The sequence below is a fragment of the Ruegeria sp. HKCCA5426 genome (assembly GCF_013034585.1).
Taxonomy (GTDB): domain Bacteria; phylum Pseudomonadota; class Alphaproteobacteria; order Rhodobacterales; family Rhodobacteraceae; genus Ruegeria.
In genome coordinates this window covers 367,603-394,213 of sequence record NZ_WQGH01000004.1, presented here as the reverse complement: position 1 = coordinate 394,213, position 26,611 = coordinate 367,603, and the positions used below count along the sequence as shown (strand labels likewise).

Genomic DNA, 26,611 nt, shown 5'->3' with positions numbered 1-26,611 from the left:
ACGTGTTAGCGCAAACCTCGACCGGTATCGCTAACGCTTGCGCTAGCCGTGGGATCGGGTAGGGTCGGATTGCGGCAGGTGACTGGAAAGGAAGCAGCATGAGCGGTCTTTTGGCATTGTTGGATGACGTGGCGGGGATCGCAAAGGTTGCGGCGGCGTCAGTTGACGATGTGGTTGCTGCAGCGGGCAAGGCCGGGGCAAAAACTGCAGGCGTGATAATCGACGACGCGGCAGTTACCCCCAAATACGTTCAGGGTTTTGCTCCGGCCCGAGAGCTGCCGATTATATGGCGCATTGCGCGCGGTTCGGTGTTCAACAAGGTTGTTTTGTTGTTGCCCGTCGCCTTGTTGCTAGCGAATTTCGCGCCTTGGATGATCACGCCCTTGTTGATGTTGGGGGGGTCTTATTTGTGTTTTGAAGGGGCGGAGAAGATTTTCCACGTCCTTTTTCCGCACGGCAGCCATGTCATCAAAGAGGATATGGCCATCCGCGAACCGGGCCAGCTGGAAGAGCAAAAGGTCAAAGGGGCGATAAAGACAGACTTTATCCTGTCCGCCGAGATCATGACCATTGCGTTAGCCGCAGTTGAGGCCCCGAACCTTTGGATGCAGGCGGCCACTCTGGCCGTTGTGGGTGTCGGTGTCACGGTTGCGGTATATGGCTCGGTGGCGCTGATCGTAAAGATGGATGATATCGGGCTGTACATGGCACAGAACGCGTTCACCCCGATCGGGCGCGGGTTCGGTCGTGGGTTGGTCAAGGCGATGCCCATTGTCATGAAGGTTCTGTCCGTTGTCGGCACGGCTGCAATGTTGTGGGTCGGCGGGTCAATCCTCATTCATGGCATGGAAGAACTGGGCTTTGGCTGGTTGGGCCACCACATTCACGACTGGGCTTATGCGCTGGGGCATACCGTGTCCGAGCAATGGACCGGTGCGGTGGAGTGGATATCCAAGGCCGCGATGGATGGTGTGTTTGGTCTTGCCTACGGGCTAGTGCTGATTCCAATTGCAACCAAGATTATCGCGCCATTGATGGCTATGTTTTCGGGGCCAGACAAACAGCATTGAATACTCTGTTTTGACGTCGGGTCGTTATAGCCGGAAGCTATACGGCAGTTAAGTTGTGGGCTGAATTGCAAGAATCGGAAACCAAATGTCGCCTCACCCCTTAGCCGAGGTTCTTGAGAGCCGTATGCCGGAAGGCGACGGTCTTAGCTATCCCGTTCCAACCAACTGGATGCAGGGGCGGACAACGTTCGGCGGCTTTTCCTCGGCGCTTATGTTGGATGCGGTTCGCACTAAGCATCAGGATTTACCGTCCTTGCGCTCGGCCCTGGTGAATTTCACCGCTCCTATTGGAACCTCGCCGACGATCGGCACCGAGGTTCTAAGGCAGGGACGGAATGTGACTATCATCAATGCCCGTGCTGAGATTGACGGGAAGGTCGCGGCGATGGCGGCTTTTTCCTTTGGTTATCCTCAGGATAGCCACGTAGCGTTCGAATGCCCGGCAAATTCAGCAGAGGAACCCGAAAACACGGGGTATTATTTTCCGCCAGATTTACCCAAGCCGCCCATACCGTTTCTGCAAAATTTTGATGTTAGGCTGATCGAAGGTGCTTTGCCTTTCTCAGGCGCTGAGAAAGGGTACATGCGCCTTTGGGCGCGGCATAAAGATCCGTGCATGTGGGACCGGATGGAAGGGTTGATCTCGGTTGCTGATCTGCCGCCGCCTGCAATCTATCCAACGCTCAAAAAGCCGGGTCCAAACTCATCGATGAACTGGATTTTCAATGTGTTGGCCGAAGAGATCAGGACGCGAGAAGGCTGGTGGTTACTGGAACATCAACTGACTGCGGGGCGAAACGGTTATAGCTCTCAAGTCATGCGGGTCTGGAACACCGACGGTGACCTTGTTGTAGACGGGATGCAGTCAGTTATCATCTTTGTTTAACAAAAAAGCCCCGGCGCAGGCCGGGGCTTTTGACTTTATTGCTGCCGGGATCAACCGAGCAGTTCTTTAACCTTCGCAACTGTAGCCTCAGCCGTGATGCCAAAATGCTTGTACAGTTCACCCGCTGGGGCCGAGGCACCAAAGCTCGACATGCCGATGAAACCGGCCTTGGCTTCGCGGCCGCGTTCACCCAGCAACCAGCGATCCCAGCCACCCGCGCGAACGGCGGCTTCGATGCCTACACGGACGGGACCAGCCGGAAGAACACGCTTACGATATGCTTCGTCCTGCTGTGCAAACAGTTCCATGCAGGGCATGGACACAACGCGGGTGCCTATGCCTTCGGCTTCAAGCATCGCTTTGGCTTCCATCGCCAGCGACACTTCGGAGCCGGTGGCAATCAGGATGGCCTGACGTTTGCCCTCGGCCTCGGCCAAAACATAAGCGCCCTGAGCGGTCAGGTTCTTGGTCTTGTGCTGGGTCCGAACGGTCGGCACGCCCTGACGGGTCAGCGACAGGACCGATGGGCTGCCCTTGAAGGTCAGCGCCAATTCCCAGGCTTCGGCCGTTTCAACCGTGTCAGCGGGGCGGAACACATAGGTGTTCGGCGTCGCGCGTGAAATTGCCAGATGTTCGACCGGCTGATGAGTCGGGCCGTCTTCGCCCAGACCGATGGAATCGTGTGTCATCACGAAGACCGACGGCACTTTCATCAACGCGGCCAGACGCATCGACGGGCGGGCATAATCGGTGAAGGCCATAAATGTCCCGCCATAGGGGCGGATACCGCCATGCAGCGCCATACCGTTCATAGCAGCGGCCATGCCGTGTTCACGGATACCGTAATGGATGTAACGGCCCTTGCGGTTTTCCGGCAGAAACACACCCATATCAGCCGACTTAGTGTTGTTCGACCCAGTCAGGTCGGCCGAACCGCCCACGGTTTCGGTCATGATCGGGTTGACGACGTTCAGAACCTTTTCCGACGAAGCGCGGGTGGCCAGTTTTGGCTGGTCTTCCGACATCTGTTTTTTGAATGAACGGATGGCACCGGCCAGTTTCTTGGGTGCTTCGAACGCATAGGCGCGGTTGAACTCGGCCTGCTTACGCTCGGATAGCGCAGCAAAGCGGGCCTCCCACGCGGTGCGCTCGGCACTCCCACGCGCGCCGATTGCTTCCCATGCGGTCTTCACGTTGGCGGGGATTTCGAACGCGTCATGCGGCCAGCCATAGCCTTCCTTGGCGGCCTTCAGTTGATCTTGATCCGTCAGCGCCCCGTGACCTTTCGAGGTATCCTGCGCTGCGTGACCCAAAGCGATGTGGCTTTCGCAGGCGATCATGGTCGGCTTGTTCGATTTTTTCGCATCCACGATTGCGGCGTCGATGGCCTGCGGGTCGTGACCGTCAATCTCAATCACATGCCAGCCCGAGGCCGCAAAACGGCGCACCTGATCGGTGCGATCAGCGATGTCCACGGTGCCGTCAATGGTGATGTTGTTGTTGTCCCAGAAGACGATCAGCTTGCTCAGTTCATGACAACCGGCAAGGGTGATCGCCTCTTGGCTGACGCCTTCCATCAGGCACCCATCGCCCGCGATCACGTAAGTGTAGTGATCGACGACTTTCTTGCCGTAATGTGCACGTTGGATTTCTTCGGCCATGGCAAAGCCCACGGCGTTCGAAATACCCTGACCCAGCGGGCCAGTTGTGGTTTCAATCCCGTCGACAAGGAAGTTTTCCGGGTGGCCCGCGGTTTTCGCGCCCAGTTGGCGGAAGTTCTTGATCTCCTCCAGCGTAACGTCTGCATGGCCTGTGAGATAGAGCAGCGAATAGACCAGCATCGAGCCGTGTCCGGCAGACAGGATAAACCGGTCGCGGTCTGGCCAGTTCGGGGCAGAGGCGTCAAATTTCAGGTGCTTTTCGAACAGCACGGTCGCAACATCGGCCATGCCCATGGGCATGCCGGAATGGCCGGAATTGGCGGCCGCGACGGCGTCGAGGGTCAGTGTGCGGATGGCCGCAGCTTTGTCCCAGTGTTCGGGGTTTGCATTGCGCAGCGCAGTCAGGTCCACGGGCGTTGTTCCTTTGGATTACAGGCAGATGGGCCGCTCAATACCACTCAGCCCTCAAAGTGCAAGCATAACTGGGGGTTGCGTCATATTCATGGATCAAGAACGCAGTCCAAGTTGTTGAAAGCAAAGAGTGGGTATTTTCTGCGCCGTTGGGTTAGACTAGAGCAAGACGCGGATTATGTTGATTCGGATGAACCGCGACACAAGGAACCTTGATAAAGAGGTGGCAGGGGCATGAGCCAGATCGAAGAATTACACCGCCGTATCGTCTCTGCGATGGAGAGAATTGGAACTGGGGTCGATGCCTTACAGAACGCAGCTCCGACCGGGGCAGTCCAAGACGATAGCTTGCGCGCGGCACTGGATGATGAACGTGTCGCCAATGCGCAGTTGGAAGAACGCCTGAAGACACTGAAACAGCGGCACGAAAAAGAAGTCGACGCAATGCGTGCTGACATGGAAAGCCTGCGTTCAGCACCTTCCGACCACCCCGAAAACGGCGCATTGCGAGAGCAGTTGGCCGAAGCGACTGCGAAGCTAGAGGCGGTTGAAGCCGCTCGCGCGGAACTGGCGGACGCAAAGGCCGCCTTGGAAAATCAGGATGAGGTCGACACGCTTCGCGCAGAGAATGAGCAACTGAGGGCCGCGGCAACAAAATCTCAGGAACTGGAAGCCGAGAACGCCCGATTGAAATCCGAATTGGCCGATAGTGAGCGCGTAGCCGAACTTAGTTCGGAACTTGAGATGTTGCGCGCGGAGCGCAGCAGCCATGGTGCCGCAATGTCCAGATTGGATGATGATCTGCAACGTATGCGCAAAGCCAATGAGCAATTGCGCAAGTCTGTTGATGAGCTTCGGGCAGCGTCGCAGAACGGTCTGCCCGATGCGGAACTGTTGAACCGGGCCACAGTGGCGGAACTGGAAGCAACCCGCGCGGCGCAGGCAACAGATGCTGCCGAAGCCCATGCAGTTCTGGCGCGTTTGGAACCGCTGTTGTCGCGGGCGAAACTGGCTGATGGAGAGGTGGAGTAATGCCCGAAGTAACCATTCAAATAGGTGGCCGTGGCTTTGATGTCTCTTGTCAGGAGGGGGAGGAAGTATTCCTGCAAGCCGCTGCAAAAATGCTGGATGACGAGGCGCAGGTATTGTCAGACCAGATTGGGCGTATGCCCGAGTCGCGAATGCTTCTTATGGCCGGGTTGATGCTTGCGGATAAGACCGCAGCGAATGATGACAAGATCAAGATGCTTGAACGTAAGTTGTCCGAGGTGGAAGCAGAGGTCAAAACCCTTCGTGAGATGCCAAAGCCAGAGCCCGAAAGGGTGGAAGTCGCAGTTGTGCCACCGTCGGTGACGGATACGCTGGCGGAACTGGCTGCAAGGGCTGAGGCCCTGGCCTCGGTTATCGAAGACAAAACAGCAGGATAACGCATGTTCAGGATTGGCATTTTTGCCGCTGCGATGCTTGCGTCAAGCGGATCGGCGCAGGCTGAGATCGACATCCTGCCTGTGACATTCACCTGTGAGAACAACGTCTCGCTTCAAGTGACGTATTTCAACGCGACTGACGGATCCAGCGCGGCGGCGATGTTGGTTGATGACACCCTGATCTCACTTAAGCAAGCACCCAGCGCCTCGGGTATCCGCTATGAATCTACGGGTGAGGACGGCACTTATATTCTGCGGTCCAAAGCCTGGGATGCCATGGTCAGCTTTCTGGCGACGGGCGACGCCGCCAGTGAGCAGGACATTCTAAAGGATTGCTCCAGCCGTTAATCAGGCGTTCGCTTCGCGGATTTTGTCCGCAGCATCTTTGTCGTAGCCAACACCGTTGTCATCAAAAAGCGTGTCCAATTCACCCGACAGGGTCATCTCGGTGATGATATCGCACCCGCCGACGAATTCGCCTTTGACATACAGTTGCGGAACGGTCGGCCAGTCGGAGTAATCCTTGATACCCTGACGGACCTCTTCGTCGGACAGAACGTTTACGTCGGTATAGTCGACCCCCATGTAATTCAGCACACCAGCCACGCGGGACGAGAACCCACACTGAGGCATTTCCTTGGTGCCTTTCATATACAACACCACGTCGTTGGCTTTGACGGTTTCGTCGATCTGGGTCTTAACGTCGCTCATCCTGCGTTTCCTTGTCGATAGCGCTCATGAGCGCCAGTTTCGTGTTCAATTCGTTCGTTTTCCACCCGCACCTTAGTCATATTGGCAATCTTCAGCCTCAAAGGTGGTTCTTCGTCGTGACAAGGGTTTTCCGGCCAAATTGAAAAAGCCAGAAGTTCCCAAGCCACTCGCGTTATTCGGGCGCCTTAGTCGTTAACGCCAGCGCGTGTAGTTCTCCATCTGGGCCGTCCATTTTGCCTTTCAAGGCTGCATAGACCGCACGCTGCTGTTGAACCCTGTTTTTTCCGCGAAAACTCTCATCCACAACCATGGCGGACATGTGTACACCATCGTTGCCGCCGACTTGAATTTCCGCATCCGGAAAAGCTTCGCGCAGCAGGTGTTCGATTTCGTGGGCGCTCATCGGCATGTAGGTAACTCCTGAAGGTCTTTCCCAAGATGTAGAGTGCCCGGGCGGGGCGTGCAAGGGTGTGGTGTCGGGCTAAAACGCACAAAACCTGCGCTTGAAACAGCGCAGGTTTCGCATTGCAAATCCCTGTTAAGATCAGGCGACAGCGGCGGCAAAGCTGCTGCGGAACGTCCCGGTCAATTCCTCTAGCGGGGCTTCCGAGCTTCCGATGCGAACCGCGTCTTTGGTGAAACGGCCAACCGAGGCCACTGGTACACCCGCCTGGGCTGCAGCAATCATCAACGCCTCGGCCTGATCAAAGTTGCACGCGACCAGATAACGGGCCTGATCTTCACCAAACAGAAACTCGGTCGAAGCTTCGTCGAGGCAAACGCCCACACCAGCCGCCTCGGCCAATTCAAACGCGGCCAGCGCAAGGCCGCCATCGGCCAGGTCGGTGCAGGCTTTGATCATCTCGCGGTTGGCGCGGATAAAATCGCCATTGCGCTTTTCTGCGTCCAGATCGACATGGGGCGCATCGCCGTCTTCGCGGTTGAACACCTCGGCCAGCAGGGCAGATTGGCCCAGATGGCCAGTCGTTTCGCCGATAACCAGCGCCACATGTCCCTCACGTACTTCGTTGCCGATGATGTCATCTGTTTGGGCCAGTAAACCAACCGCGCCGATGGTCGGGGTCGGCAGGATCGCCTGACCGTCGGTTTCGTTATAAAGCGAGACGTTGCCCGACACGATGGGCATATCCAGCGCGGCGACGGCTTCGCCAATGCCTTTGATCGCGCCAACGAACTGGCCCATGATTTCGGGCTTTTCGGGGTTGCCGAAATTCAGGTTGTCGGTGGTCGCCAGCGGAGTGGCCCCAACAGCGGTCAGGTTTCGATAGGCTTCGGCCACCGCCTGCTTGCCGCCTTCAACGGGGTTGGCGCGCACATAGCGGGGCGTCACGTCGCTGGTGAAGGCCAGAGCCTTGTCGGTCCCATGCACGCGGACCATACCAGCGCCCAGACCCGGCGTGCGGGCGGTGTCGGCCATGACCATGGTGTCGTACTGTTCATAGACCCATTGCTTGCCCGCATAGTTGGGCGAGGAGAGCAGGGCGCGCAGACCATCGATCGGATCAATCTGCGGAACTTCGGCCAATTCTTCGGCTTCCGGCGTCGCGACCCATGGGCGGTCATATTCAGGCGCGGTCGAGGAGAGTTTCGACAGAACCAGATCAGCTTTGACCTCACCATTGTGGACGATAAGGAAGCGGTCTTCGGCAATGGTTTCGCCAACGATGGCGAAATCCAGATCCCATTTTTCGAACACGGCGCGGGCTTCGGCTTCAAGCTCGGGCTTGAGGACCATCAGCATCCGTTCCTGAGATTCCGAAAGCATCATCTCATAGGCGGTCATGTTCTCTTCACGCTGGGGGACGTTTTCCAGATCCAGACGCACGCCAAGGCCGCCCTTGTCGCCCATTTCAACCGCAGAGCAGGTCAGGCCCGCAGCCCCCATGTCCTGAATCGAGATCACGGCACCGGTCTGCATCAACTCCAGCGTTGCTTCCATCAGGCGCTTTTCGGTGAAGGGGTCGCCGACCTGAACGGTGGGGCGCTTTTCCTCGATCGTGTCGTCGAATTCGGCCGAGGCCATGGTTGCGCCACCCACGCCGTCGCGGCCTGTCTTAGCGCCCAGATACACGACTGGCATCCCGACGCCCGAGGCAGCCGAGTAGAATATCTTGTCACTGTCGGCCAGACCGGCGGCGAAGGCGTTTACAAGGCAGTTGCCGTTATAGGCAGAGTGAAATCGAACCTCACCGCCCACACAAGGAACGCCAAAGCAGTTGCCATAGCCGCCAATGCCTTCGACCACGCCATTCACAAGCTGACGGGTTTTGTGGTGGCCGGGTTCACCAAAGGAAAGCGCATTCATCGACGCGATGGGCCGCGCGCCCATAGTGAAGACGTCGCGCAGGATGCCGCCGACACCGGTCGCCGCGCCTTGATAAGGCTCGATGTACGAGGGGTGGTTGTGGCTTTCCATTTTGAACACCACGGCCTGACCATCGCCGATATCGACCACACCCGCATTTTCACCGGGTCCGCAGATCACCTGAGGGCCCGAGGTGGGCAGGGTGCGCAGCCATTTCTTGGACGACTTGTACGAACAATGTTCGTTCCACATGGCTGAGAAGATGCCCAGCTCTGTAAAGGTCGGCTCGCGCCCGATGATCTCGAGGATCATGTCATATTCGTCGGGCTTCAGCCCGTGTGCGGCAATCAGATCCGGGGTGATGGCGGGCTCTTGCATCGTCTGTCCTGTGTCCAAAGGGGCCGAGATTGCGCGCCTTGTAGGGCAAGGACGCGCCCGTGGGAAGGGTCAAGTCACCGCAGGGCGGTCTAGATGAACAAAATCGGGCCCCGCAATCGTGCAGGGCCCGTGTATTGAATAATAAAGAGCCGGGTCAGGCGGGTGCTTCGCCCTTGTTGACGGCATCCGCTGCGGCTGCTCCGACCGCCGCCTTTTGTTCTTCCGTCAGGTTCTCGGCTTCTTCCAAACCGGGGATCGCCACGCGCACTTCGCGGCGGGCAAAGTCGATGCCGTTTTCCTTGAAGGCCGCTTTCACGCGATTGAAGATTTCCTTGCGCAACGTGAACTGCTTGCCCGGTTTGGCCATGAACTTACCTCGGATGATCATGCCAACATCGTCGAAATCAAACACACCCTGAGATTTGAATGGCTGAAGGAACCCGTCTTTGTGGGTTTCGTCTGCCATCATCTCGGCCCCAATCTTCTTGAAGATCTTTTTGACTTTGTTTGGATCGGTATCGAATGGAACGGTGAATTTCAGCTTCATAATCACCCAGTCGCGGCTGAAATTTGTCAGTTTCTGAATTTCGCCGTAAGGGATCGTGTGAACCGGTCCGCGGTGGTGTCGCAGTTGCATGGAGCGGATCGAAATCTTCTCGACCGTTCCCATTGTGCCGCCAACATCGACATATTCACCGACGCGGAAGGCATCATCAATCAGGAAGAAGATGCCACCGACGATATCAGCCACCAACTTCTGTGCGCCAAAACCAATGGCCAGACCGAGAACACCAGCTCCGGCCAGCAGCGGGGTGATGTTGATACCCAGCGCCCCCAGCGCCAGCAGCACAAAGATTACCGCGATCGAGACTTGTGCCGTCACGCGCAGCAAGGGCAAAACCGTCGCCAGACGTGATCCGCCAGCACCGCCGCCTTCGCCAGCTTCCTCGTCGGGGCTTTGTTCCGCTGCGGTCTGTTCCTTGGCCAGCCGGCGGTTGATCCACAGAGATACCGCTTCGTTCAGAATGTAGCCGACTGCGATGATGATAAAGAACTGAATGACCTTGCTGCCAGATTCCGTGCCACCGCCCGCAATCTCTTGCAGATCCAGATCCCAGGCGTTCGCGATCATTAGAATGATCAGGATACCGGCCAGAACACGGCCAATGCGGATATAGCTGCGCTTGGTCGACTTGTAGGCGCGTTCTGCAACCGGTCCATCGCCCAGCATCGGAGGCTGAAGATGACGCACGAGCCCGCGGATCAGCGTATCCAACGCCGGAGCGATCAGAAGCCAGAACATGGTGGTGAAATGGGCACCATGCGCCAGCAACTCGAACACGGCCGGGTTGCGCTGTGCCGAAAGGTATTCAACAAGCAGCCATGTACCCGCCGAGACACCGATGGCCAGATAGGGATAAAGGCGCGCGACCTCTTCGTCGAAACGCGTGCGGTCAGGGTCAGACCCCCGCATCATGTCAGACAGCCCATCGCGCGCGCGCCATGCGATTACGCCAATATAGATATGAATCGCTGTATTGAGCCAGAATCCCAAGCGGGATTCACCCGGCATGACACCATTGAGCGCATTAAAGTCCAGAATGAACAGCGTGAAGCCGATCAGCAGGAACAGGCCAATCAGGTTTCGATGCAGGTACTTTGCCCAATGGTCGTCGACGTTCACAAGCCGCAGGTCGTGCTGTTTGGGCGCCAAAATAAACCGCGAGATAGCCGCGCCCAGACGCGGGAACCAGATCATGTAGAATACAAAGGGGGCCGCCTGAGCAATCTGCTGTTCGTTCAACAACTGCCGTCCGACAAAAACGAGGGTGTAATAAAAGACCAGCAGGCCCAGAAACTCAAACAGGAACCGTTTGAATAGAAAGGTCACGGCCCCACGAAGGTTCGATGATGCGTCGCCATCGACGACCTTGATCCAGCGGCGAGTCCACAGACCGACGACGTTTTCCGCCGCATACCCAATCGCCAGCGCCAGGAACGTAAATCCAAACAGTGACATGAGGCCACTTGAACCGAAGGTCGCTCCGAAATTCGAGAAAGCCTCGACCTGGGCGCTTACCAGCAGGGGTATCTTTCGGATCACATCCAGCCATGAGGCGGTCATGCTGGTGACGGTGTCAGAAATTGTTTGAATCAGGCCCTTTCTGGCCTGAGTGGTTTCGGCCTGTTGCGCCGCCACAGCATCGAGACGTTCCAGCAAAATGGCGCGAACCTGATCGTCGGACATGCGCGCAACAAGGTCGTCCACCTGCTCGGGTGTCAGATCCTCGGGAATTGAGATGGAGGCTGTCGAACCGGAAGTACCGCTTTCCTGCGCGGCCAGAGGCCCTGAAAGTAAAATAACTGACAGCATCGCCAAAAGCAGGCGAAATGGGTGAAACATCGAATCTGTCCTCGAACACATCTATTGGTATTTTTTTCGGATCATAGGTCTAAGTGCCCGGCATTCCCAGATGTTTCACCAACTCAGGGCCCGTTCTGATGCTTGAAGGCAAAAAAAAGGCCGAGCACTAAGCTCGGCCATAGTCCAACAGGGAGGTATGAAGATGATGAGCGTTTCAGCATCACCGCCTTCGAGTGCTCATTTAGGGATCAGTTTGTGAACGATCAAGATTTTTCAGACTGATGAGTGGGAATGTCCGCTATGCCTTTCGTGCATAGCTAAAGTTTTCCCATTTGCTTCAATTGCTTGCGTTGTTCAATAATTTCATCCTGAACAAAGTCCCTAAACGCCGCAACGCGCTTGGAATGGCGCAATTCCTCGGGGTAGGCGAGGTAAACCGGAACATCGGCTGCTTCGATATCGCTCAAAATCGGAACCAGATGCGGGAAATCCTGGGTCACATAGTCCGGCAAGACACCGATACCAAGATTGTGCAAAACGCCCTGCAAAACGCCGAAATAGTTGTTCACAGTCAGCAACGACCCGGGGTTATAGGTCATAAGATGGCGAACCATTGATGCACTTGCGCCTACTTGTGGGGCTGCCGGAGTTTGACAAATCAGCCGATGGGTCGAAATTTCCTCGAGTGACCCGGGCGTACCGTTTTCGGCAAGGTATTCCTTTGTCGCATAAAGCTGCATCTGCACGGTCATCAACCGTTTGCGAACAAGGTCGGCCTGGCTGGGTTCCTTCATACGGATGGCGACGTCGGCCTCGCGCATTGGCAGGTCCAGCACACGTTCTTCCAGCATCAGGTCGATATTCAAGTCAGGATATTGCTCATAAAGTTTCGGGAGGCGCGGCGCCAACCAAAGCGTTCCGAACCCGAAGGTCGTAGTGACGCGAAGAACACCAAAAACCTCTTCTTCACTGTCGCGGATGCGTGCTGCCGCAGCATCCAGTCGTTTGGACATGGCCGAGGTTGCGTCGAACAACAGCTCACCTTGTTCGGTCAGGATCAAGCCGCGGGCGTGACGGTGAAACAGGGTCGAATCAAGCGATTCTTCCAATGCCCGAATTTGGCGGCTTACGGCGGATTGCGACAGGTTCAGTCGATCGCCCGCATGGGTCAGACTGCCTGCATCGGCCACTGCATGAAATATCCTAAGCTTGTCCCAGTCCATCGCCGCAACTTTCGTTATCCTTCGGAATGCCTATATGAAATAGGTAACAACTTCCACATTCAAACGGTGAAATCCTTATGTTTCAGAGGATAAACCCTATACAGGTCAGGAATTGTGACCTAATATGTGTATAAATGAAGCACACTGATCTGACGAGGGGAGACGTCTGATGAGTCAGCCACTGATATCACTAAATGACCGGTTCGATCTGGAGAAGAACCCGGTTCTGCTGAACGGAACACAGGCTTTGGTGCGCCTGATGTTGATCCAGAAAGCACGGGACAAACAAGCGGGACTAGACACAGCGGGTTTGGTTACCGGGTATCGGGGATCACCGCTTGGGGCCGTTGATCAGCAGATGATCCGCGCTCAGAAGCAATTGGCCGAAAGCGATGTAGCTTTTCAGTACGGTTTGAACGAAGACCTCGCGGCCACCGCTCTGTGGGGCAGCCAACAGGCTGGTTTGCGTGGGGATGGAAAATACGACGGTGTCTTCGGCCTTTGGTACGGCAAAGGTCCCGGTGTTGACCGATCTGGTGACGTGATGCGCCATGCGAATATGGCTGGTACGGCCAAGCACGGCGGCGTTCTAATGGCGATGGGCGATGACCACACTGGCGAAAGCTCGACCGTATTGCATCAATCCGAGTGGTCACTGGTCGACACCTATATGCCCGTGGTCAGCCCGGCCGGGGTTCAGGAAATTCTGGATTACGGTGTCTATGGATTTGCACTCAGCCGGTTTGCCGGCGTCTGGGTTGGCCTGAAGACGATGAAGGACACGATCGAAGTGACGTCCGTCGTGGATGGCAGCGTTGACCGAACGAAGGTGATAACGCCGGACTTTGAGATGCCTGAAGGTGGCTTGAACATCCGGCTTGGCGACACACCGCATCTGCAAGAAGCGCGGATCATCGACTATAAGCGGTTCGCGGCGGAAACATTCTCGCGCGCCAACAAGATGGACAAGCGGGTTTGGGGTAAACCCGGTGCCAAGATCGGTTTTGTCGCTGCCGGGAAGAACTGGCTTGACCTTGTTCACGCCATGTCACTTTTGAATATCGACGAGGCCGAGGCCGAACGGCTTGGGATCACGACCTATAAAGTCGGGCAGACATTCCCGCTGGACATGGCCGGGTTCCACGAATGGGCCGAAGGGCTGGACCTGATCGTGATCGTCGAGGAAAAGCGCAAGCTGATTGAAGTACAGGTCAAAGAAGCCATTTTCGATGATCGCCGGGGGCGCCGGGTCTATGGATGGTACAAGGGCGGTGCAGGTACGCTGCACCGGGAAGAGCTTTTCCCGACACGTGGTGCACTTGACCCGATTATGATCGCCGAGAAATTAGGAGAAATCCTGATCGAGGAAGGTCGTGAAACCGACGGCATTCGCGGCGGCCTCGATTCGTTGTCCGCAGCCCGACGCGCTGACAACGCCGAAGAGATCGCAACACGCCTTCCGTATTTCTGTTCGGGCTGTCCGCATAACAGCTCGACCAAAGTGCCTGACGGAAGCCGCGCTTATGCCGGCATCGGGTGTCACTATATGGTTCAGTGGATGGACAGGAATACGTCCGGCTTTACCCAAATGGGCGGAGAGGGTGCGAACTGGATCGGTGAAGAGCCGTTCTCGACCACTCAGCACGTTTTCCAGAACCTTGGGGACGGCACCTATAACCACTCGGGTGTGCAAGCCGTCCGGGCGGCATTGTCTGCGGGAACGAACATCACCTTCAAGATCTTGTTCAATGACGCGGTTGCTATGACCGGCGGGCAGGGGAACGAGGGCGATCTGACCGCCGAGCGGATCGTAGCCGAAGTTAAGGCGATGGGCGTAAAGGACGTTGCTTTGGTCTATGACGAGAAAGAGGATGTGAACTTCAAGGCTCTGCCCGCCGGGGTCGAGACATTCGAACGCGCGGAACTCATGCAGGTTCAGGAGCGGTTCCGAAACATCGAAGGGGTTTCCGTCATCGTCTACGTACAGACTTGCGCTGCCGAAAAACGGCGGCGTCGCAAGCGCGGTACTTTCCCCGATCCGGACAAGCGGGTGTTCATCAATACCGATATCTGCGAGGGCTGCGGCGATTGCGGCATTCAGTCGAACTGTGTGTCGATCGTGCCCCAAGAGACGGAACTGGGGCGCAAGCGCGCGATTGATCAATCCAGTTGCAACAAGGATTTTTCCTGTTTGAAAGGGTTTTGCCCGTCTTTTGTAACCCTGGAAGGGGCGGAAATCCGTAAGGAAGCCACGACCGAGATTGACCTGCCCGACCTGCCTTTGCCCACTCTGCCGACGATCCACGGCACTCATAACGTGGTGATTACCGGTATTGGCGGCACGGGGGTTGTTACACTTGGCGCGGTTTTGGCGCAGGCCGCTCAGATCGACGGCAAAGGGGCCGGGATGATGGAGATGGCTGGACTGGCGCAAAAAGGTGGCGCGGTGCACATTCATTGTCGCCTAGCCGACCGGCCCGAAGACATCAGCGCCATTCGTGTCGCCACGGGTGAAGCCCACGCATTGATCGGCGGTGACCTTGTTGTGTCCGCCGGGTCCACGACGCTTGGTCTGACCCGCGCAGGGCAGACAGGAGCAGTGGTGAACAGCCACGAGACAGTCACGGGTGACTTCACCCGTGACACCAAGTTCCGCATTCCAGGAGACAGGTTGGAATTGGCATTGCAGGCGCGTTTGAAGGACGACGTTTCCCTGTTCGATGCCACCGAACTGGCGCGTGCCGTAATGGGCAATTCGATCTATTCCAACATGATGGTGTTTGGGGCCGCGTGGCAGCGCGGGTTGCTACCAATCAGCCATGAAGCCGTTTTGACTGCGATCGAGCTGAATGGAACTGCGGTTGAGCGCAATAAACGGGCATTCGACATTGGACGCTGGGCCGTTTTGCACCCCGAAATGGTCGGTGAAATTCTGCGCCCCAAGGTCGCCGAACTGCCCAAAACTCTGGATCAACTGATCGAGTTCCGGGCAAGCCATCTATCCGAGTACCAAAGTGCCCGGCTGGCAAAGCGATATCGGAAACTGATTGACTCGTTCGAAGATACGGAAATCAAAGAGGCTGCAGCAAAAGGGTATCACAAGCTGTTGTCCTATAAGGATGAATACGAGGTTGCTCGCTTGCTGTTGTCCAGTCGCGAAAAGGCTGCTGCTGAATTCGATGGGGACTTCAAGATGACCTTCCACCTTGCCCCTCCATTGCTGGGCGGCACCGGACCGGACGGACGTCCACGCAAACGCGATTTTGGCGAATGGATGCTGGGTCCGCTTAAGATAATGAGCAAGTTCAAATTCCTGCGCGGTACACCGTTGGATATCTTCGGCTACAGCGCGGAACGGCGCATGGAGCGTGCTTTGATCAAGCAATTTGAGCGTGATTTCAAAGAGGTGTCTTCGCTGGTCACGCCGCAGACAAAAGACGCCGTTGTTGCGTTGGCCCAGTTGCCACTGGATATCCGGGGTTTCGGACCTGTTTTGAAGGAAAACGAGGCCAAAGCAGCCAAGCGTCGCGAAGAACTGCTGGCAACGATCCGAAGCGGAGGGCCCGATTTGCGCGCGGCAGCCGAGTAAATCGTCACAGCCCTGTCACGATATCTAGGCAAACTTGATGCCTGCACATAAATAGCAGGCAACAAACCCCGGAGTCGTCCATGCCCTCGCGCCGCCATGTCGCTCGTGACATTTCTTATGCTTATTCCGCCGAAACCAAAGGTGGACGCATGGTCATTAAGCTGATGGAGAATACAACCGGCCGGATGCGGCTGATCAAGCGGGCCGACGGGTACGAGAAAGAAGTCGCCAACGGGCGCGATTTCTGGTCGGTGATGGTGGATCGGTACGGGCTTTCGCTGGATGTGGTTGGCGGGTCACTAGCTAATATTCCCAAGACTGGGCCGCTGATCCTGATCGCCAATCATCCCTATGGCATTCTGGACGGGATGATGATGGGGCATATGCTATCCCAGACCCGTGGCGATTTCCGCATTCTGGCGAACAGAGTGTTCCGCAAGGCCGAGGACCTGAACCGCATCGTCCTGCCAATTTCGTTTGATGACACGAAAGAGGCGGTGAAGCTGAACCTGGAGACTCGGAAAACAGCTTTGAACTACCTGGGTGAGGGTGGCGCAATCGGCATTTTCCCCGGTGGCACTGTCAGCACGGGCGCAAAGCCGTTTTCCCACCCGATGGATCCGGGGTGGCGTGGATTCACCGCACGGATGGTCGCCAAGTCGAATGCTACTGTGGTTCCTGTCTTTTTCGACGGCCACACCTCGCGCCTGTTTCAGATCGCCAGCCATCTGCACAGCACCCTACGTATGGGTTTGTTGATAAAAGAGTTCAAAAAACGCGTAGATACACCTGTCAAAGTCGCCATCGGAGAGCCGATTGGCCGCGACGTTCTGAACCCTTTGGCGAAGGATACGCGCAAGATGATGGATTTCCTGCGCAAAGCCACGTATGAGCTGTCTCCAAAGCCGCTAAGGTCCTATGACTACGGCTATGAATTCGAGGAACGGCATCGCGCCTGAAGGGGCAAATGGCAGTAGGTATTTTTGATTCTGGTTTGGGCGGTTTAACCGTGCTGGACGCCGCGCAGCAACGTCTGCCGGACGTGGAGTTTCTGTACTTCGCAGACAGCGCGCACGCGCCTTATGGGGTGCGGGACGCCGAAAACATCTATGATCTGACGCGCAGCGCTGTGAACGATCTGTGGAACCGCGGCTGTGATCTGGTGATTCTGGCGTGCAACACGGCAAGCGCCGCCGCCCTGCGTCGGATGCAAGAAGAGGGCGTGCCGGAAGGCAAGCGGGTTCTGGGTGTGTTCGTTCCATTGATCGAAGCGCTGACTGAACGTCAATGGGGCGATAATAGCCCCCCGCGCGAAGTCGCCGTGAAGCATGTTGCCCTGTTTGCAACCCCGGCCACCGTCGCCAGCCGAGCGTTTCAACGCGAACTCGCTTTCCGGGCGATCGGTGTGGACGTCGAAGCTCAGGCCTGTGGCGGTGTGGTGGATGCGATCGAGGATGGCGATATGATCCTGGCCGAGGCGTTGGTGCGTAGCCATGTCGATGCGCTGAAACGCAAGATGCCGGAACCGCAGGCGGCCATTTTGGGGTGTACACATTACCCTTTGATGGCAGACACGTTCCAGCAGGCACTTGGCACCAATGTTGAGGTGTTCAGCCAGGGGGATCTGGTCGCGGAGAGTCTGGCGGATTACCTGCAGCGCCATCCCAAGATGCTTGGCGAAGGGAAAGGCGGTTTTCTGACAACCGGGAAGCCAGACGTTGTCAGTGATCGGGCGACACAGTTCCTCCGACGACAAATCACATTCGAGGCCGCCTGACTTAGGTCAAGGATTGTTCACGGCTGGCCCCTTAGTTCAAAGATCGTCACTTCGGCGATCGTAATGTGTGACACTCAGAAACAAGAGGTCTCAGATGACCCATAAAATCGCAATTCTGGGCGCTTCGGGATATACCGGCGCTGAACTTGTTCGGTTGATCTCCGAACATCCGAACATGGAAATCACCGCGCTTGCCGCCGAGCGCAAAGCGGGCCAGCCGATGGCGCAAGTCTTTCCTCATCTGCGCCATATGAACCTGCCGGATCTGTGCAAGATTTCCGAAATCGACTTTTCGCAAGTCGACCTGTGTTTTTGCGCGCTGCCGCATAAGACCAGTCAGGAAGTCATCCGCAATCTGCCTAAAGAGTTAAAGATCGTTGATCTGTCCGCAGACTTTAGATTGCGTGACCCCGACGAATACGAAAAGTGGTACGGCAACCCTCATGTGGCCTTGGAACAGCAAGACGAAGCCGTCTATGGCTTGACCGAGTTCTATCGCGACGACATTCGCCAAGCTCGACTTGTTGCGGGAACAGGTTGCAACGCCGCGACGGGGCAATATGTGCTGCGCCCGTTGATCTCGGCCGGGGTGATTGATCTGGACGATATCGTTCTGGACCTGAAATGCGCCGTTTCGGGGGCAGGGCGCTCACTCAAAGAAAACCTGCTGCACGCGGAACTCAGCGAAGGGTATAATGCTTACGCTGTTGGCGGCACGCATCGGCATCTCGGAGAGTTTGATCAGGAGTTTTCAGCCTTGGCCGGACGTCCTGTGCATGTTCAGTTTACGCCGCACTTGATACCGGCGAACCGGGGAATTCTGGCGACCACCTACGTCAAGGGCGATCCTGCCAGTGTCTATGAGGTATTGGCCAAGACCTATCAGGATGAGCCGTTCATCAAGATGTTGCCCTTTGGCGAAACGCCTTCGACGCACCATGTGAGGGGGGCTAATTTTTGCCATATCGGAGTGGTTGCAGACCGGATTGAACGCCGCGCGATTGTGATCGGTGCACTTGATAACCTGACAAAAGGTAGCAGTGGACAAGCCTTGCAGAATGCCAACCTGATGTTAGGTGAAGCTGAAACCACTGGTCTGATGATGGCCCCTCTGTTCCCGTGAGGATATCATGAAGTCACTCAAGAAACGTCGTCGCGTACAAATCATTCTGCTGGCCGTCGTGGCCTTGGTGTCCTCGACGGTGTTGATTGGTTGGGCATTGCAGGACGGTATCAACTTTTTCCGCTCGCCCAGTGAAGTGATCGCTGAACCACCCAAACCTACCGAAGTGTTTCGGATCGGTGGCCTTGTCGAAGAAGGCTCGATTGTTCGCGGTCAGGGTGAAACAGTGACATTTGTTGTGACGGATGGCGGAGAAAGCGTACCGGTCGCCTTTACGGGTGTTCTGCCAGACCTGTTTTCGGAAAATCAGGGCATGGTCGGCACCGGAAGTTACGTAAACGGTGTCTTTGAAGCTACTGAAATACTTGCAAAACATGATGAAACTTACATGCCGAAAGAGGTAGTGGATGCCCTCAAGGAACAAGGCGTATATCAACACGCCGACGAAGGCTGATCCGACGATTTTCCATTAGGTAAAAGGGCGTTGCGTAGGAAGACTATGCAACGCCCTTTCTTGTTTCCCGGACTTAACACTTTTGACTGACCGTTCCCTCACACTTTGAAGGAGGGTGCGGTGCAGACGGTTCGACAAATCGCCACACAGATTGTAGCCCGAGAGGGCGGGTTTGTAGATGACCCAGACGACCCGGGCGGCGCAACCAAGTATGGCGTAACAATCTACACAATGCGACGACTTGGTTTGGACCTTTCTGGTGACGGAAAGATAAACAGGGAAGATGTGAGGCTGCTCACCAAATCACAGGCGGTCGACATTTTTGTAACCCACTACTTCAAGGGTCCGCGTCTGGGGCTTTTGCCATTTGCTCTTCAGCCTTCGTTATTCGACATGCACGTCAACTCTGGCGCGCAAGCTGTTAAAATATTGCAGATATTACTGCGCGATATGGGGTTCTCACTGGCCGTGGATGGGGTCGTTGGACCGCAGACAGCAAACGCCGCACAAAAGGCATCGCGGCCAGAGCCTGTGGTTTTGAAAGACGCCTATGGCTTGGCTCGGAGGAACTATTATTTCCGATTAGCAGACCACCGACCCTCGGCCAGAAAATATGCACGGACGCGGGCAGGCGGCAAAGGTGGCTGGATACGCCGGGCTGAGGAGTTCATCTCGCCGGTCTACCATTTGAGTGATGCAGAGTTTCAGACAAGGGTTGCGGGATGGGACTAATATCCGAGGTTTTGACGTTTCTCTTTGGCGGCGGAAGGAACGTGGTGCGCGAAACAACTGAGGTTTTTCGCCAAAATGCTGAAAACGCGGCCGTTCGTGATCTGACCTTACAACAACAGGCAATGCTTCAATTCGGCACCGAATTCCGCGCGGCCAACAAAAGCAGGTACGATCGGGTTCTGGATGGTCTTAATCGTTTACCTAGACCGGCGCTGGCCCTTGGCGCACTTGGCTTGTTTGTCGCCGCAATGGTTGATCCGCTTTGGTTCGCAGCCCGGATGCAGGGGGTTTCTTTGGTCCCTGAGCCGTTGTGGTGGTTGTTGGGTGTGATCGTGTCCTTTTATTTTGGCACCCACCATCAGGCCAAGGCACAAGATTTGCAACGAGAGCTATCCGCGGCAATTAAGCGTGCGCCCCAAGTCATGGAAAATATTAGGCTAATTGAGGGATTGCGTACCGAGACCATAGGTTCCGCAGACCCCGGCACTGACGCCGAATTGGCGGAAAACGCGCTTCGGCCCGATGCGAACCGCGCGCTAGAGGATTGGCGGCATCAGCGATCCGGCTGAAGCCGCGACACTATGTGCGCCCCTACGGGGCGAAAGTTATTGGTTATCGCCCCGCATCAGGATTATATGCGGGGCCATGATTACTGAACTCGGTCACTTCACCCTGATACTCGCCTTTCTCGTCGCAATCGTTCAGACGGTTTTTCCACTTATTGGCGCGGGCTACCGCTGGACGGGTTGGATGAAGTTCGGTGAAACGGCTGCAATTGCGCAATTCGCGCTGGTCTCATTTTCTTTTGGCGCGCTGGTCTGGGCCTTTGCGACCTCTGACTTTTCGCTACGCATCGTGGTGGAAAACAGCCACTCTCTGAAGCCGATGCTGTACAAGATCAGCGGAACCTGGGGAAACCATGAGGGGTCGATGCTTCTGTGGGTTCTTATCGTTGCGCTGTTTGGTGCAATGGCTGCCTTCTTTGGTGCAGGTTTGCCACCCACACTCAAGGCCCGTGTACTGTCAGTGCAGGCCGCCATCGGTGTCGCGTTTTATGCGTTCATCTTGTTCACCTCTAATCCTTTCGACCGGCTCATCGTCGCTCCGTTCGACGGGCAGGACCTGAACCCATTGTTGCAGGATCCGGGCTTAGCGTTTCACCCGCCGTTTTTGTATCTGGGCTATGTGGGTCTGAGCATGGCGTTCAGCTTTGCCGTCGCCGCCTTGATCGAGGGGCGTATCGACGCCGCATGGGGCCGCTGGGTTCGGCCATGGACTTTGGCGGCATGGATTTTTCTGACGATTGGCATCGCTCTGGGATCGTGGTGGGCGTATTATGAACTGGGCTGGGGCGGTTTTTGGTTCTGGGACCCGGTTGAAAATGCCTCGTTCATGCCATGGCTTCTGGCTGCAGCCTTGTTGCATTCCGCCATCGTTGTCGAAAAACGTGAGGCTTTGAAAAGCTGGACGATCCTTCTGGCCATCATTGCCTTTGGCTTTTCGCTTATCGGGACGTTTATCGTTCGATCCGGCCTGCTGACATCCGTTCATGCCTTTGCGAATGACCCGGAACGCGGTGTGTTCATCCTGTTCATTCTTGTCATTTTTATTGGCGGCGCGCTTACCCTGTTTGCGGCCCGTGCTCAGGCGATGGAGGCAAAGGGCGTCTTTGGCATGGTAAGCCGGGAAAGTGCGCTGGTTCTCAATAACATCCTGCTGGCCGTAAGTTGCTTTGTCGTATTCTTCGGAACGATGTGGCCGATGGTGGCTGAAATGGCTTTTGACCGGAAACTTTCGGTTGGTCCGCCGTTCTTCAACGCGGCCTTCACGCCCTTCATGATCGCTTTGGGAATTGCCCTTCCTGTTGGGGCCATGCTTCCATGGAAACGGGGCAAGATTGCGAAAGCCGCCTATTCATTGCGCTTTGCCTTTGTTCTGGCGGTGGCTCTGGCGCTGTTGGTCTGGGCGATGCAGACGGGTCGCAGTTCATTGGGGCCTGCAGGTCTGTTTCTGGGTGCATGGATTACCTTTGGCGCAGCCGTGGATCTTTGGAGCCGCACCGGGCGCAAAGGCAACCTGTCGCGCCTGTTTCGCCTTCCTGGCGCGGATTGGGGCAAGGCCGTCGCACACACCGGGCTTGGCGTTACAATGTTTGCCATAGCGGGCCTTACCGCGTGGGAGGTTGAGGATATTCGTGTCGCCCAACCGGCAAAACCATTCGATGTGGGACAGTTTACATTCACATTGGAAGACGTCCGGCGGGTAGAGGGGCCGAACTACTTCTCAACCATGGCCGAGGTCCTGGTGGAAAAGGACGGACGACCCGTTGCAACCCTATACCCAGAGAAACGAGACTATCCGGTTGCCAGAATGCCCACTACCGAAGCGGCAATCGACTATCGTTTTCTACGCGACGTATATGTCGTGATCGGTGATCAACAGGCTGACGGTGGCTGGGTGATGCGGACCTATATCAAACCTCTGGCCAACTGGATTTGGGGTGGGTGTATTCTTATGGCCCTTGGTGGCTTCATAAGCTTGTCGGACCGCCGCTTCCGTGTTGCGGCAGGTGCGCGTAAGGCGCCTTCTGGTGGAGTTCCCGCAGAATGAAACGACTGCTTTTGATCCTCGCGTTTCTTGCATCGCCTGCGTGGGCGGTTCAACCGGACGAAGTTCTGGATGATCCGGTTCTGGAACAGCGCGCGCGCGACCTGAGCACGGGTCTGCGATGTCTTGTGTGCCGAAACGAGAGTATTGATGAAAGCAATGCCGACCTTGCACGTGACCTGCGCCTTTTGGTTAGGGAAAGACTGGTCGCAGGCGACACCGATGATGAGGCGATTGAATTCATCGTGGATCGCTACGGTGAATACGTTCTGTTGAAGCCTACCTCTTCTGGGGCAAACCTTGTGCTGTGGCTGGCCGGTCCAATCATGCTGCTGATTGCTGCGGGTCTGGGTTGGAACTTTGTGCGCAAGCGGTCAAACGCGCAACAATCCACAGGCGGTGAGGCCCTGACCGACGCTGAAAAAGAGCGGTTAGAACAAATTCTTAAGGACTAACGGGTCGTCGGGCTTTCCCTGTCAAGGTAATTGCGTCAGGGTCGCGAGAAATCCAGGACGAACGGGAGGAACGCATGGACTACGAAACGCTGTTATTGGACGTTGCTGACGATCTGGCAGTAGTTACCTTGAACCGGCCAGACAAAATGAATGCGATGACCGCGCAGATGCGGGCCGAAGTCACACATGCCATGAAACACGCAGCCCGCAATGCCCGCGCAGTCGTATTGACGGGCGCGGGCGGCGCATTCTGTTCAGGTCAGGATCTGGGAGATTCCTCAAGCACCGGCAAGATCGACCTTGAGCGTACTCTGCGGGATGAGTACGAGCCAATGCTTGAAACGATTTATAACTGTCCGGTTCCCACCATCGCTGCGGTGAACGGTGCTGCGGCCGGGGCAGGGGCCAACCTAGCGCTGTGTGCGGACGTTGTGATCGCGTCGGAAAGTGCGTATTTCCTGCAGGCTTTTGCGCGAATTGGATTGTTGCCCGACGCGGGCGGCACATGGTTCACACCGCGGCAAATGGGGTTCGCTAAAGCCATGGGTGCTGCCTTGTTCGCCGAAAAGATCAGCGCGCGGCAAGCTGATGATTGGGGTTTGATTTGGGAAGCCGTTCCCGATGACGAATTTGAGGCGCATTGGCGCAAGCGCGCATCCTATCTTGCCAAAGGTCCAACGGCCGGTTTCGGAGCCATCAAGCAAGCCATTCGGGGCACTTACAACAAAACGCTAAGTCAGCAGCTAGAAATCGAAGCCCATTTACAGGGCGAATGCGGACGAACCCGAGACTTTGCTGAAGGCGTGGTGGCTTTCCTGGAAAAACGCCCCCCGAAATTCGAGGGGCGCTGAACCTTATGCTCTGCGACGGCGGCGGGCCCTGCGTTCGGGCACGTCGGCCCCTTCGGTGCCGTCCGAGGCTGACGAAAACGGCCCGAGTGCTTCAGTAATCTGATCCAGTGTGGGGCGAGAGCCGCACGAAGTGGTATCAAGGGCTTCGCGCATCTTTCGAAGATGCGCTGGCATGGTGCCACAGCAGCCGCCAATGATCGTTGCGCCGGAGTCGCGAGCCATCGCTGCGTATTGCCCCATCAACTCGGGCGTACCGTCATAGTGGATATGGCCGTTGACGTATTTCGGGATGCCCGCGTTGCCTTTTGATATCACAGGGCGCTCGGTCCCTTGGGCCACAAAACCAAGAACAGTGCGCAGGATGTCAGATGCACCTGTGCCGCAATTCGCACCGAAGGCCACGGGCGGGTTCGGTAGGGTCTCGACCAATTGGGCCAAATCCGCCGAAGTGACGCCCATCATGGTCCGCCCGGCAGTATCAAAGCTCATCGTGCCACACCAGGGCATGTCGGCCAGTGCAAAAGCTTCGGCTGCGGCCCGGAACTCTTCCGGGGCGCTGATTGTCTCAAGCCAAAGAACATCCGCACCGCCAGCCTTCAACGCTTCGGCTTGTTCATGGAACATCTCGACAGCGCCAGCATGGGACAGGCTTCCGATGGGTTCCATAATCTCGCCTGTCGGACCGACCGAACCGGCGACGATTACGGGGCGTCCGGCTTTGTCAGCGACCTCGCGGCCCAATTCAGCGCCGACCCGGTTCAACTCGGCCACACGATTTTGAGCATCGTGCAGTTTCAACCGCGCCGAAGTTCCGCCAAACGTGTTTGTCAGAAACAGATCGCTGCCCGCATCGACCGAACCTTGATACAAAGCCTTGATTTTTTCGGGAGAATCCACGTTCCACAGCTCAGGCGCGTCACCAGATTGCAAACCCATATTGAACAAGTTTGTTCCGGTGGCACCATCAGCCAGAATCGTATCATTGGTTTCCAGAAATGTGTTGAGCGCGTTTGTCATTGAGGTTTCCAGATGTCGGCAAGGCCGAACAAGGCCGTATAAACTAAGATGCCCCGTCTCTCATGGACGGGGCATCAAATCAAATTCATAAAACTCATGAAGATCATGAGTTGGGCGTTGGCCTTACTGAGCTTCGCTCAGAATCTGCGCTTTGGCCTCAGGCAAAAGCTCGGCCATTTTCGCGCGGATTTCATCATCGGATGATAAAGAGCCAAGGTCGCCGGACACTTTGCGAACCACGTCCTCGTGGCCAGCTTCTTCCATATCGGCGATCACAACGGTTTTGGCATAATCTTCAGCCTCGGCACCGGACTTGCCCAGCTTTTCCGCGGCCCAAAGGCCCAAAAGCTTGTTGCAGCGTGCCTGTGCCTTGAACTGCATCTCTTCATCATGCGCAAACTTGGCTTCAAAGGCGTTTTCGCGTTCGTCAAACGTGGTCATTGATTGGGGACCCCTTGGATTACATCTTCTTAATTGATGATATGACTATAGCTGCGCCCGGACGCAAGGTATTTGCGCTGCGTCAAAGACCCTCGGGTCGTCGAACTTGCGGGAAAGTGGGGCTTGGACTATGAGAGCGCCAAGAAGCATGGGAAATCCCCGGCTCAACAGTCTGGAAGGGTCGCTTATGGCGCGTCGCAAGAAAATCTATGAAGGCAAAGCCAAGATTCTGTATGAAGGCCCCGAGCCGGGTACCATTGTGCAGTACTTCAAGGATGACGCCACCGCGTTCAACGCGGAAAAGAAGGATGTCATCGATGGCAAGGGCGTTCTGAACAACCGTCTGAGCGAATTCTTCATGAACGGCCTGAACCAGATCGGCGTGCCGACCCATTTCATTCGTCGCCTCAACATGCGCGAACAACTGGTTCGTAGCTGCGAGATCGTGCCCCTTGAAGTGATCGTGCGCAATTATGCGGCCGGAACCATGTCCAAGCGCCTTGGAATTGCTGAGGGAACGCAGTTGCCGCGTCCTATTGTTGAGTATTGCTACAAGGATGACGCTCTGGGTGACCCGCTGGTAACTGAAGAGCACATTGCAGCATTCGGTTGGGCTAGCCAGCAGGATATGGACGATATCCTTAGTCTTGCGTTGCGTGTGAATGATTTCATGAGCGGTATGATGCTGGCAGTGGGTATCCGTCTGGTCGACTTCAAGATCGAGATCGGCCGTGTTTTCGAAGGCGATTTCCAACGCCTGATCGTAGCCGACGAGATCAGCCCGGACAGTTGCCGCCTGTGGGATATTGAAACGGGCCAGAAATTGGACAAGGACGTGTTCCGCCGCGATTTGGGCAGCCTGACAGATGCCTATTCAGAGGTGGCGCGTCGTCTGGGCGTCCTTCCCAAAAGCAATGTGACCAAGCCCACACTCATCAATTGAGGCATGCCCTCATTCTGACTTTGAAACGCCGCATCTAATTGCGGCGTTTTTTATTTGCCGACGGACCTGCGGCAAACTGCGTGCGGACAAGGGTTGTCGAATGGCCAAAGGCGCGCTATCCCCCGCGCAACGGAACGGGCCGTGACCGAAGGCCCTTAGCTGGA

The 26,611-nt window shown here is 56.3% G+C and carries 24 protein-coding genes; 16 read left to right on the top strand and 8 right to left on the bottom strand.

Annotated features, from left to right (window positions below; genetic code table 11):
* The first annotated feature begins 98 nt into the window (after positions 1–98).
* Both GOV87_RS09180 and GOV87_RS09175 read left to right on the top strand, forming a co-directional pair.
* Positions 99–1,070 carry a DUF808 domain-containing protein gene (locus GOV87_RS09180; RefSeq protein ID WP_171125199.1) on the top strand — a complete coding sequence of 324 codons (972 nt, stop codon included), beginning with the start codon at positions 99–101 and terminating at the stop codon, positions 1,068–1,070.
* 85 nt (positions 1,071–1,155) lie between these two features.
* Positions 1,156–1,956 carry a thioesterase family protein gene (locus tag GOV87_RS09175; protein WP_171211552.1) on the top strand — a complete coding sequence of 267 codons (801 nt, stop codon included), beginning with the start codon at positions 1,156–1,158 and terminating at the stop codon, positions 1,954–1,956.
* 50 nt (positions 1,957–2,006) lie between these two features.
* Here GOV87_RS09175 and tkt read toward each other — a convergent pair whose 3' ends face one another.
* Positions 2,007–4,028: a transketolase gene (tkt, locus tag GOV87_RS09170; protein ID WP_171211551.1), complete on the bottom strand. Its 2,022-nt coding sequence runs from the start codon at positions 4,026–4,028 to the stop codon at positions 2,007–2,009.
* A 234-nt stretch (positions 4,029–4,262) separates the two neighbouring features.
* Between tkt and GOV87_RS09165 the strand changes: the two genes are divergently transcribed.
* The 3 genes from GOV87_RS09165 to GOV87_RS09155 are packed head-to-tail and all read left to right on the top strand — an operon-like array spanning position 4,263 to position 5,803.
* A complete protein-coding gene (locus tag GOV87_RS09165) occupies positions 4,263–5,060 on the top strand; it encodes a hypothetical protein (protein ID WP_171211550.1) in 798 nt (265 codons plus the stop codon).
* A complete protein-coding gene (locus GOV87_RS09160; protein WP_171121340.1) occupies positions 5,060–5,455 on the top strand; it encodes a cell division protein ZapA in 396 nt (131 codons plus the stop codon). The genes GOV87_RS09165 and GOV87_RS09160 overlap by 1 nt, the downstream gene beginning before the upstream one ends.
* Positions 5,456–5,458: 3 nt before the next feature.
* On the top strand, positions 5,459–5,803 hold the full coding sequence (locus GOV87_RS09155; RefSeq protein WP_171211549.1) for an MliC family protein: 345 nt from the start codon (positions 5,459–5,461) through the stop codon (positions 5,801–5,803).
* Here the strand turns inward: GOV87_RS09155 and grxD are convergent, their stop codons facing one another.
* The 5 genes from grxD to GOV87_RS09130 form a co-directional block, all read right to left on the bottom strand.
* Entirely contained in the window at positions 5,804–6,166 is a 363-nt protein-coding gene (gene grxD, locus GOV87_RS09150) for a Grx4 family monothiol glutaredoxin (protein WP_171121342.1), read from the bottom strand.
* A 172-nt stretch (positions 6,167–6,338) separates the two neighbouring features.
* Entirely contained in the window at positions 6,339–6,575 is a 237-nt protein-coding gene (locus tag GOV87_RS09145) for a BolA/IbaG family iron-sulfur metabolism protein (protein ID WP_171121343.1), read from the bottom strand.
* Between the two features lie 135 nt (positions 6,576–6,710).
* On the bottom strand, positions 6,711–8,870 hold the full coding sequence (purL, locus tag GOV87_RS09140; RefSeq protein ID WP_171211548.1) for a phosphoribosylformylglycinamidine synthase subunit PurL: 2,160 nt from the start codon (positions 8,868–8,870) through the stop codon (positions 6,711–6,713).
* Positions 8,871–9,024: 154 nt separating this feature from the next.
* A complete protein-coding gene (locus GOV87_RS09135) occupies positions 9,025–11,274 on the bottom strand; it encodes a mechanosensitive ion channel family protein (protein ID WP_171211547.1) in 2,250 nt (749 codons plus the stop codon).
* 278 nt (positions 11,275–11,552) lie between these two features.
* Positions 11,553–12,458 carry a LysR family transcriptional regulator gene (locus GOV87_RS09130; protein WP_171121346.1) on the bottom strand — a complete coding sequence of 302 codons (906 nt, stop codon included), beginning with the start codon at positions 12,456–12,458 and terminating at the stop codon, positions 11,553–11,555.
* Between the two features lie 169 nt (positions 12,459–12,627).
* Between GOV87_RS09130 and GOV87_RS09125 the strand changes: the two genes are divergently transcribed.
* From GOV87_RS09125 to GOV87_RS09080, 10 genes are all read left to right on the top strand, one after another.
* Complete coding sequence (locus tag GOV87_RS09125; RefSeq protein ID WP_171211546.1) at positions 12,628–16,047, top strand: indolepyruvate ferredoxin oxidoreductase family protein; 3,420 nt, start codon at positions 12,628–12,630, stop codon at positions 16,045–16,047.
* 80 nt (positions 16,048–16,127) lie between these two features.
* Positions 16,128–17,006, top strand: a complete 879-nt coding sequence (locus GOV87_RS09120; RefSeq protein ID WP_171121348.1) for a lysophospholipid acyltransferase family protein — start codon at positions 16,128–16,130, stop codon at positions 17,004–17,006.
* An 8-nt stretch (positions 17,007–17,014) separates the two neighbouring features.
* Complete coding sequence (locus tag GOV87_RS09115) at positions 17,015–17,824, top strand: glutamate racemase (protein WP_171121349.1); 810 nt, start codon at positions 17,015–17,017, stop codon at positions 17,822–17,824.
* Positions 17,825–17,918: 94 nt separating this feature from the next.
* The gene (gene argC, locus GOV87_RS09110; protein ID WP_171211545.1) at positions 17,919–18,947 is read left to right on the top strand and encodes an N-acetyl-gamma-glutamyl-phosphate reductase; all 1,029 of its coding nucleotides are present in this window, start codon (positions 17,919–17,921) and stop codon (positions 18,945–18,947) included.
* Positions 18,948–18,954: 7 nt separating this feature from the next.
* Entirely contained in the window at positions 18,955–19,401 is a 447-nt protein-coding gene (gene ccmE / locus GOV87_RS09105; RefSeq protein WP_171121351.1) for a cytochrome c maturation protein CcmE, read from the top strand.
* Between the two features lie 120 nt (positions 19,402–19,521).
* Positions 19,522–20,133, top strand: a complete 612-nt coding sequence (locus tag GOV87_RS09100) for a holin-associated N-acetylmuramidase (RefSeq protein WP_171211544.1) — start codon at positions 19,522–19,524, stop codon at positions 20,131–20,133.
* Positions 20,124–20,702, top strand: coding sequence for a holin family protein (locus GOV87_RS09095; protein ID WP_171211543.1), 579 nt, complete (start codon positions 20,124–20,126; stop codon positions 20,700–20,702). The genes GOV87_RS09100 and GOV87_RS09095 overlap by 10 nt, the downstream gene beginning before the upstream one ends.
* Positions 20,703–20,778: 76 nt before the next feature.
* The gene (locus GOV87_RS09090; protein ID WP_171121354.1) at positions 20,779–22,743 is read left to right on the top strand and encodes a heme lyase CcmF/NrfE family subunit; all 1,965 of its coding nucleotides are present in this window, start codon (positions 20,779–20,781) and stop codon (positions 22,741–22,743) included.
* The gene (locus tag GOV87_RS09085; RefSeq protein ID WP_171211542.1) at positions 22,740–23,195 is read left to right on the top strand and encodes a cytochrome c-type biogenesis protein; all 456 of its coding nucleotides are present in this window, start codon (positions 22,740–22,742) and stop codon (positions 23,193–23,195) included. Before GOV87_RS09090 ends, GOV87_RS09085 begins: the two co-directional genes overlap by 4 nt.
* 74 nt (positions 23,196–23,269) lie before the next feature.
* A complete protein-coding gene (locus tag GOV87_RS09080; protein ID WP_171211541.1) occupies positions 23,270–24,046 on the top strand; it encodes an enoyl-CoA hydratase-related protein in 777 nt (258 codons plus the stop codon).
* Positions 24,047–24,049: 3 nt separating this feature from the next.
* Here the strand turns inward: GOV87_RS09080 and bmt are convergent, their stop codons facing one another.
* A complete protein-coding gene (bmt, locus tag GOV87_RS09075) occupies positions 24,050–25,063 on the bottom strand; it encodes a betaine--homocysteine S-methyltransferase (RefSeq protein ID WP_171211540.1) in 1,014 nt (337 codons plus the stop codon).
* 123 nt (positions 25,064–25,186) lie between these two features.
* Positions 25,187–25,504 carry a DUF1476 domain-containing protein gene (locus tag GOV87_RS09070; RefSeq protein WP_171121358.1) on the bottom strand — a complete coding sequence of 106 codons (318 nt, stop codon included), beginning with the start codon at positions 25,502–25,504 and terminating at the stop codon, positions 25,187–25,189.
* A gap of 187 nt (positions 25,505–25,691) precedes the next feature.
* On the opposite strand from GOV87_RS09070, the gene purC reads away from it, so the two are divergent.
* Positions 25,692–26,447 (top strand): phosphoribosylaminoimidazolesuccinocarboxamide synthase, encoded by a 756-nt coding sequence (gene purC / locus GOV87_RS09065; RefSeq protein WP_171121706.1) that lies wholly within the window; start codon positions 25,692–25,694, stop codon positions 26,445–26,447.
* Positions 26,448–26,611 lie beyond the last annotated feature (164 nt).

What these genes read in the sequence shown, in the direction of transcription:
- GOV87_RS09180 (WP_171125199.1), top strand. Translation starts at nt 99, where the DNA reads ATGAGCGGTCTTTTGGCATTGTTGGATGACGTGGCGGGGATCGCAAAG.
- GOV87_RS09175 (WP_171211552.1), top strand. Translation starts at nt 1,156, where the DNA reads ATGTCGCCTCACCCCTTAGCCGAGGTTCTTGAGAGCCGTATGCCGGAA.
- GOV87_RS09165 (WP_171211550.1), top strand. Translation starts at nt 4,263, where the DNA reads ATGAGCCAGATCGAAGAATTACACCGCCGTATCGTCTCTGCGATGGAG.
- GOV87_RS09160 (WP_171121340.1), top strand. Translation starts at nt 5,060, where the DNA reads ATGCCCGAAGTAACCATTCAAATAGGTGGCCGTGGCTTTGATGTCTCT.
- GOV87_RS09155 (WP_171211549.1), top strand. Translation starts at nt 5,459, where the DNA reads ATGTTCAGGATTGGCATTTTTGCCGCTGCGATGCTTGCGTCAAGCGGA.
- grxD (WP_171121342.1), bottom strand. Translation starts at nt 6,166, where the DNA reads ATGAGCGACGTTAAGACCCAGATCGACGAAACCGTCAAAGCCAACGAC.
- GOV87_RS09145 (WP_171121343.1), bottom strand. Translation starts at nt 6,575, where the DNA reads ATGCCGATGAGCGCCCACGAAATCGAACACCTGCTGCGCGAAGCTTTT.
- purL (WP_171211548.1), bottom strand. Translation starts at nt 8,870, where the DNA reads ATGCAAGAGCCCGCCATCACCCCGGATCTGATTGCCGCACACGGGCTG.
- GOV87_RS09135 (WP_171211547.1), bottom strand. Translation starts at nt 11,274, where the DNA reads ATGTTTCACCCATTTCGCCTGCTTTTGGCGATGCTGTCAGTTATTTTA.
- GOV87_RS09130 (WP_171121346.1), bottom strand. Translation starts at nt 12,458, where the DNA reads ATGGACTGGGACAAGCTTAGGATATTTCATGCAGTGGCCGATGCAGGC.
- GOV87_RS09125 (WP_171211546.1), top strand. Translation starts at nt 12,628, where the DNA reads ATGAGTCAGCCACTGATATCACTAAATGACCGGTTCGATCTGGAGAAG.
- GOV87_RS09120 (WP_171121348.1), top strand. Translation starts at nt 16,128, where the DNA reads ATGCCCTCGCGCCGCCATGTCGCTCGTGACATTTCTTATGCTTATTCC.
- GOV87_RS09115 (WP_171121349.1), top strand. Translation starts at nt 17,015, where the DNA reads ATGGCAGTAGGTATTTTTGATTCTGGTTTGGGCGGTTTAACCGTGCTG.
- argC (WP_171211545.1), top strand. Translation starts at nt 17,919, where the DNA reads ATGACCCATAAAATCGCAATTCTGGGCGCTTCGGGATATACCGGCGCT.
- ccmE (WP_171121351.1), top strand. Translation starts at nt 18,955, where the DNA reads ATGAAGTCACTCAAGAAACGTCGTCGCGTACAAATCATTCTGCTGGCC.
- GOV87_RS09095 (WP_171211543.1), top strand. Translation starts at nt 20,124, where the DNA reads ATGGGACTAATATCCGAGGTTTTGACGTTTCTCTTTGGCGGCGGAAGG.
- GOV87_RS09090 (WP_171121354.1), top strand. Translation starts at nt 20,779, where the DNA reads ATGATTACTGAACTCGGTCACTTCACCCTGATACTCGCCTTTCTCGTC.
- GOV87_RS09085 (WP_171211542.1), top strand. Translation starts at nt 22,740, where the DNA reads ATGAAACGACTGCTTTTGATCCTCGCGTTTCTTGCATCGCCTGCGTGG.
- GOV87_RS09080 (WP_171211541.1), top strand. Translation starts at nt 23,270, where the DNA reads ATGGACTACGAAACGCTGTTATTGGACGTTGCTGACGATCTGGCAGTA.
- bmt (WP_171211540.1), bottom strand. Translation starts at nt 25,063, where the DNA reads ATGACAAACGCGCTCAACACATTTCTGGAAACCAATGATACGATTCTG.
- GOV87_RS09070 (WP_171121358.1), bottom strand. Translation starts at nt 25,504, where the DNA reads ATGACCACGTTTGACGAACGCGAAAACGCCTTTGAAGCCAAGTTTGCG.
- purC (WP_171121706.1), top strand. Translation starts at nt 25,692, where the DNA reads ATGGCGCGTCGCAAGAAAATCTATGAAGGCAAAGCCAAGATTCTGTAT.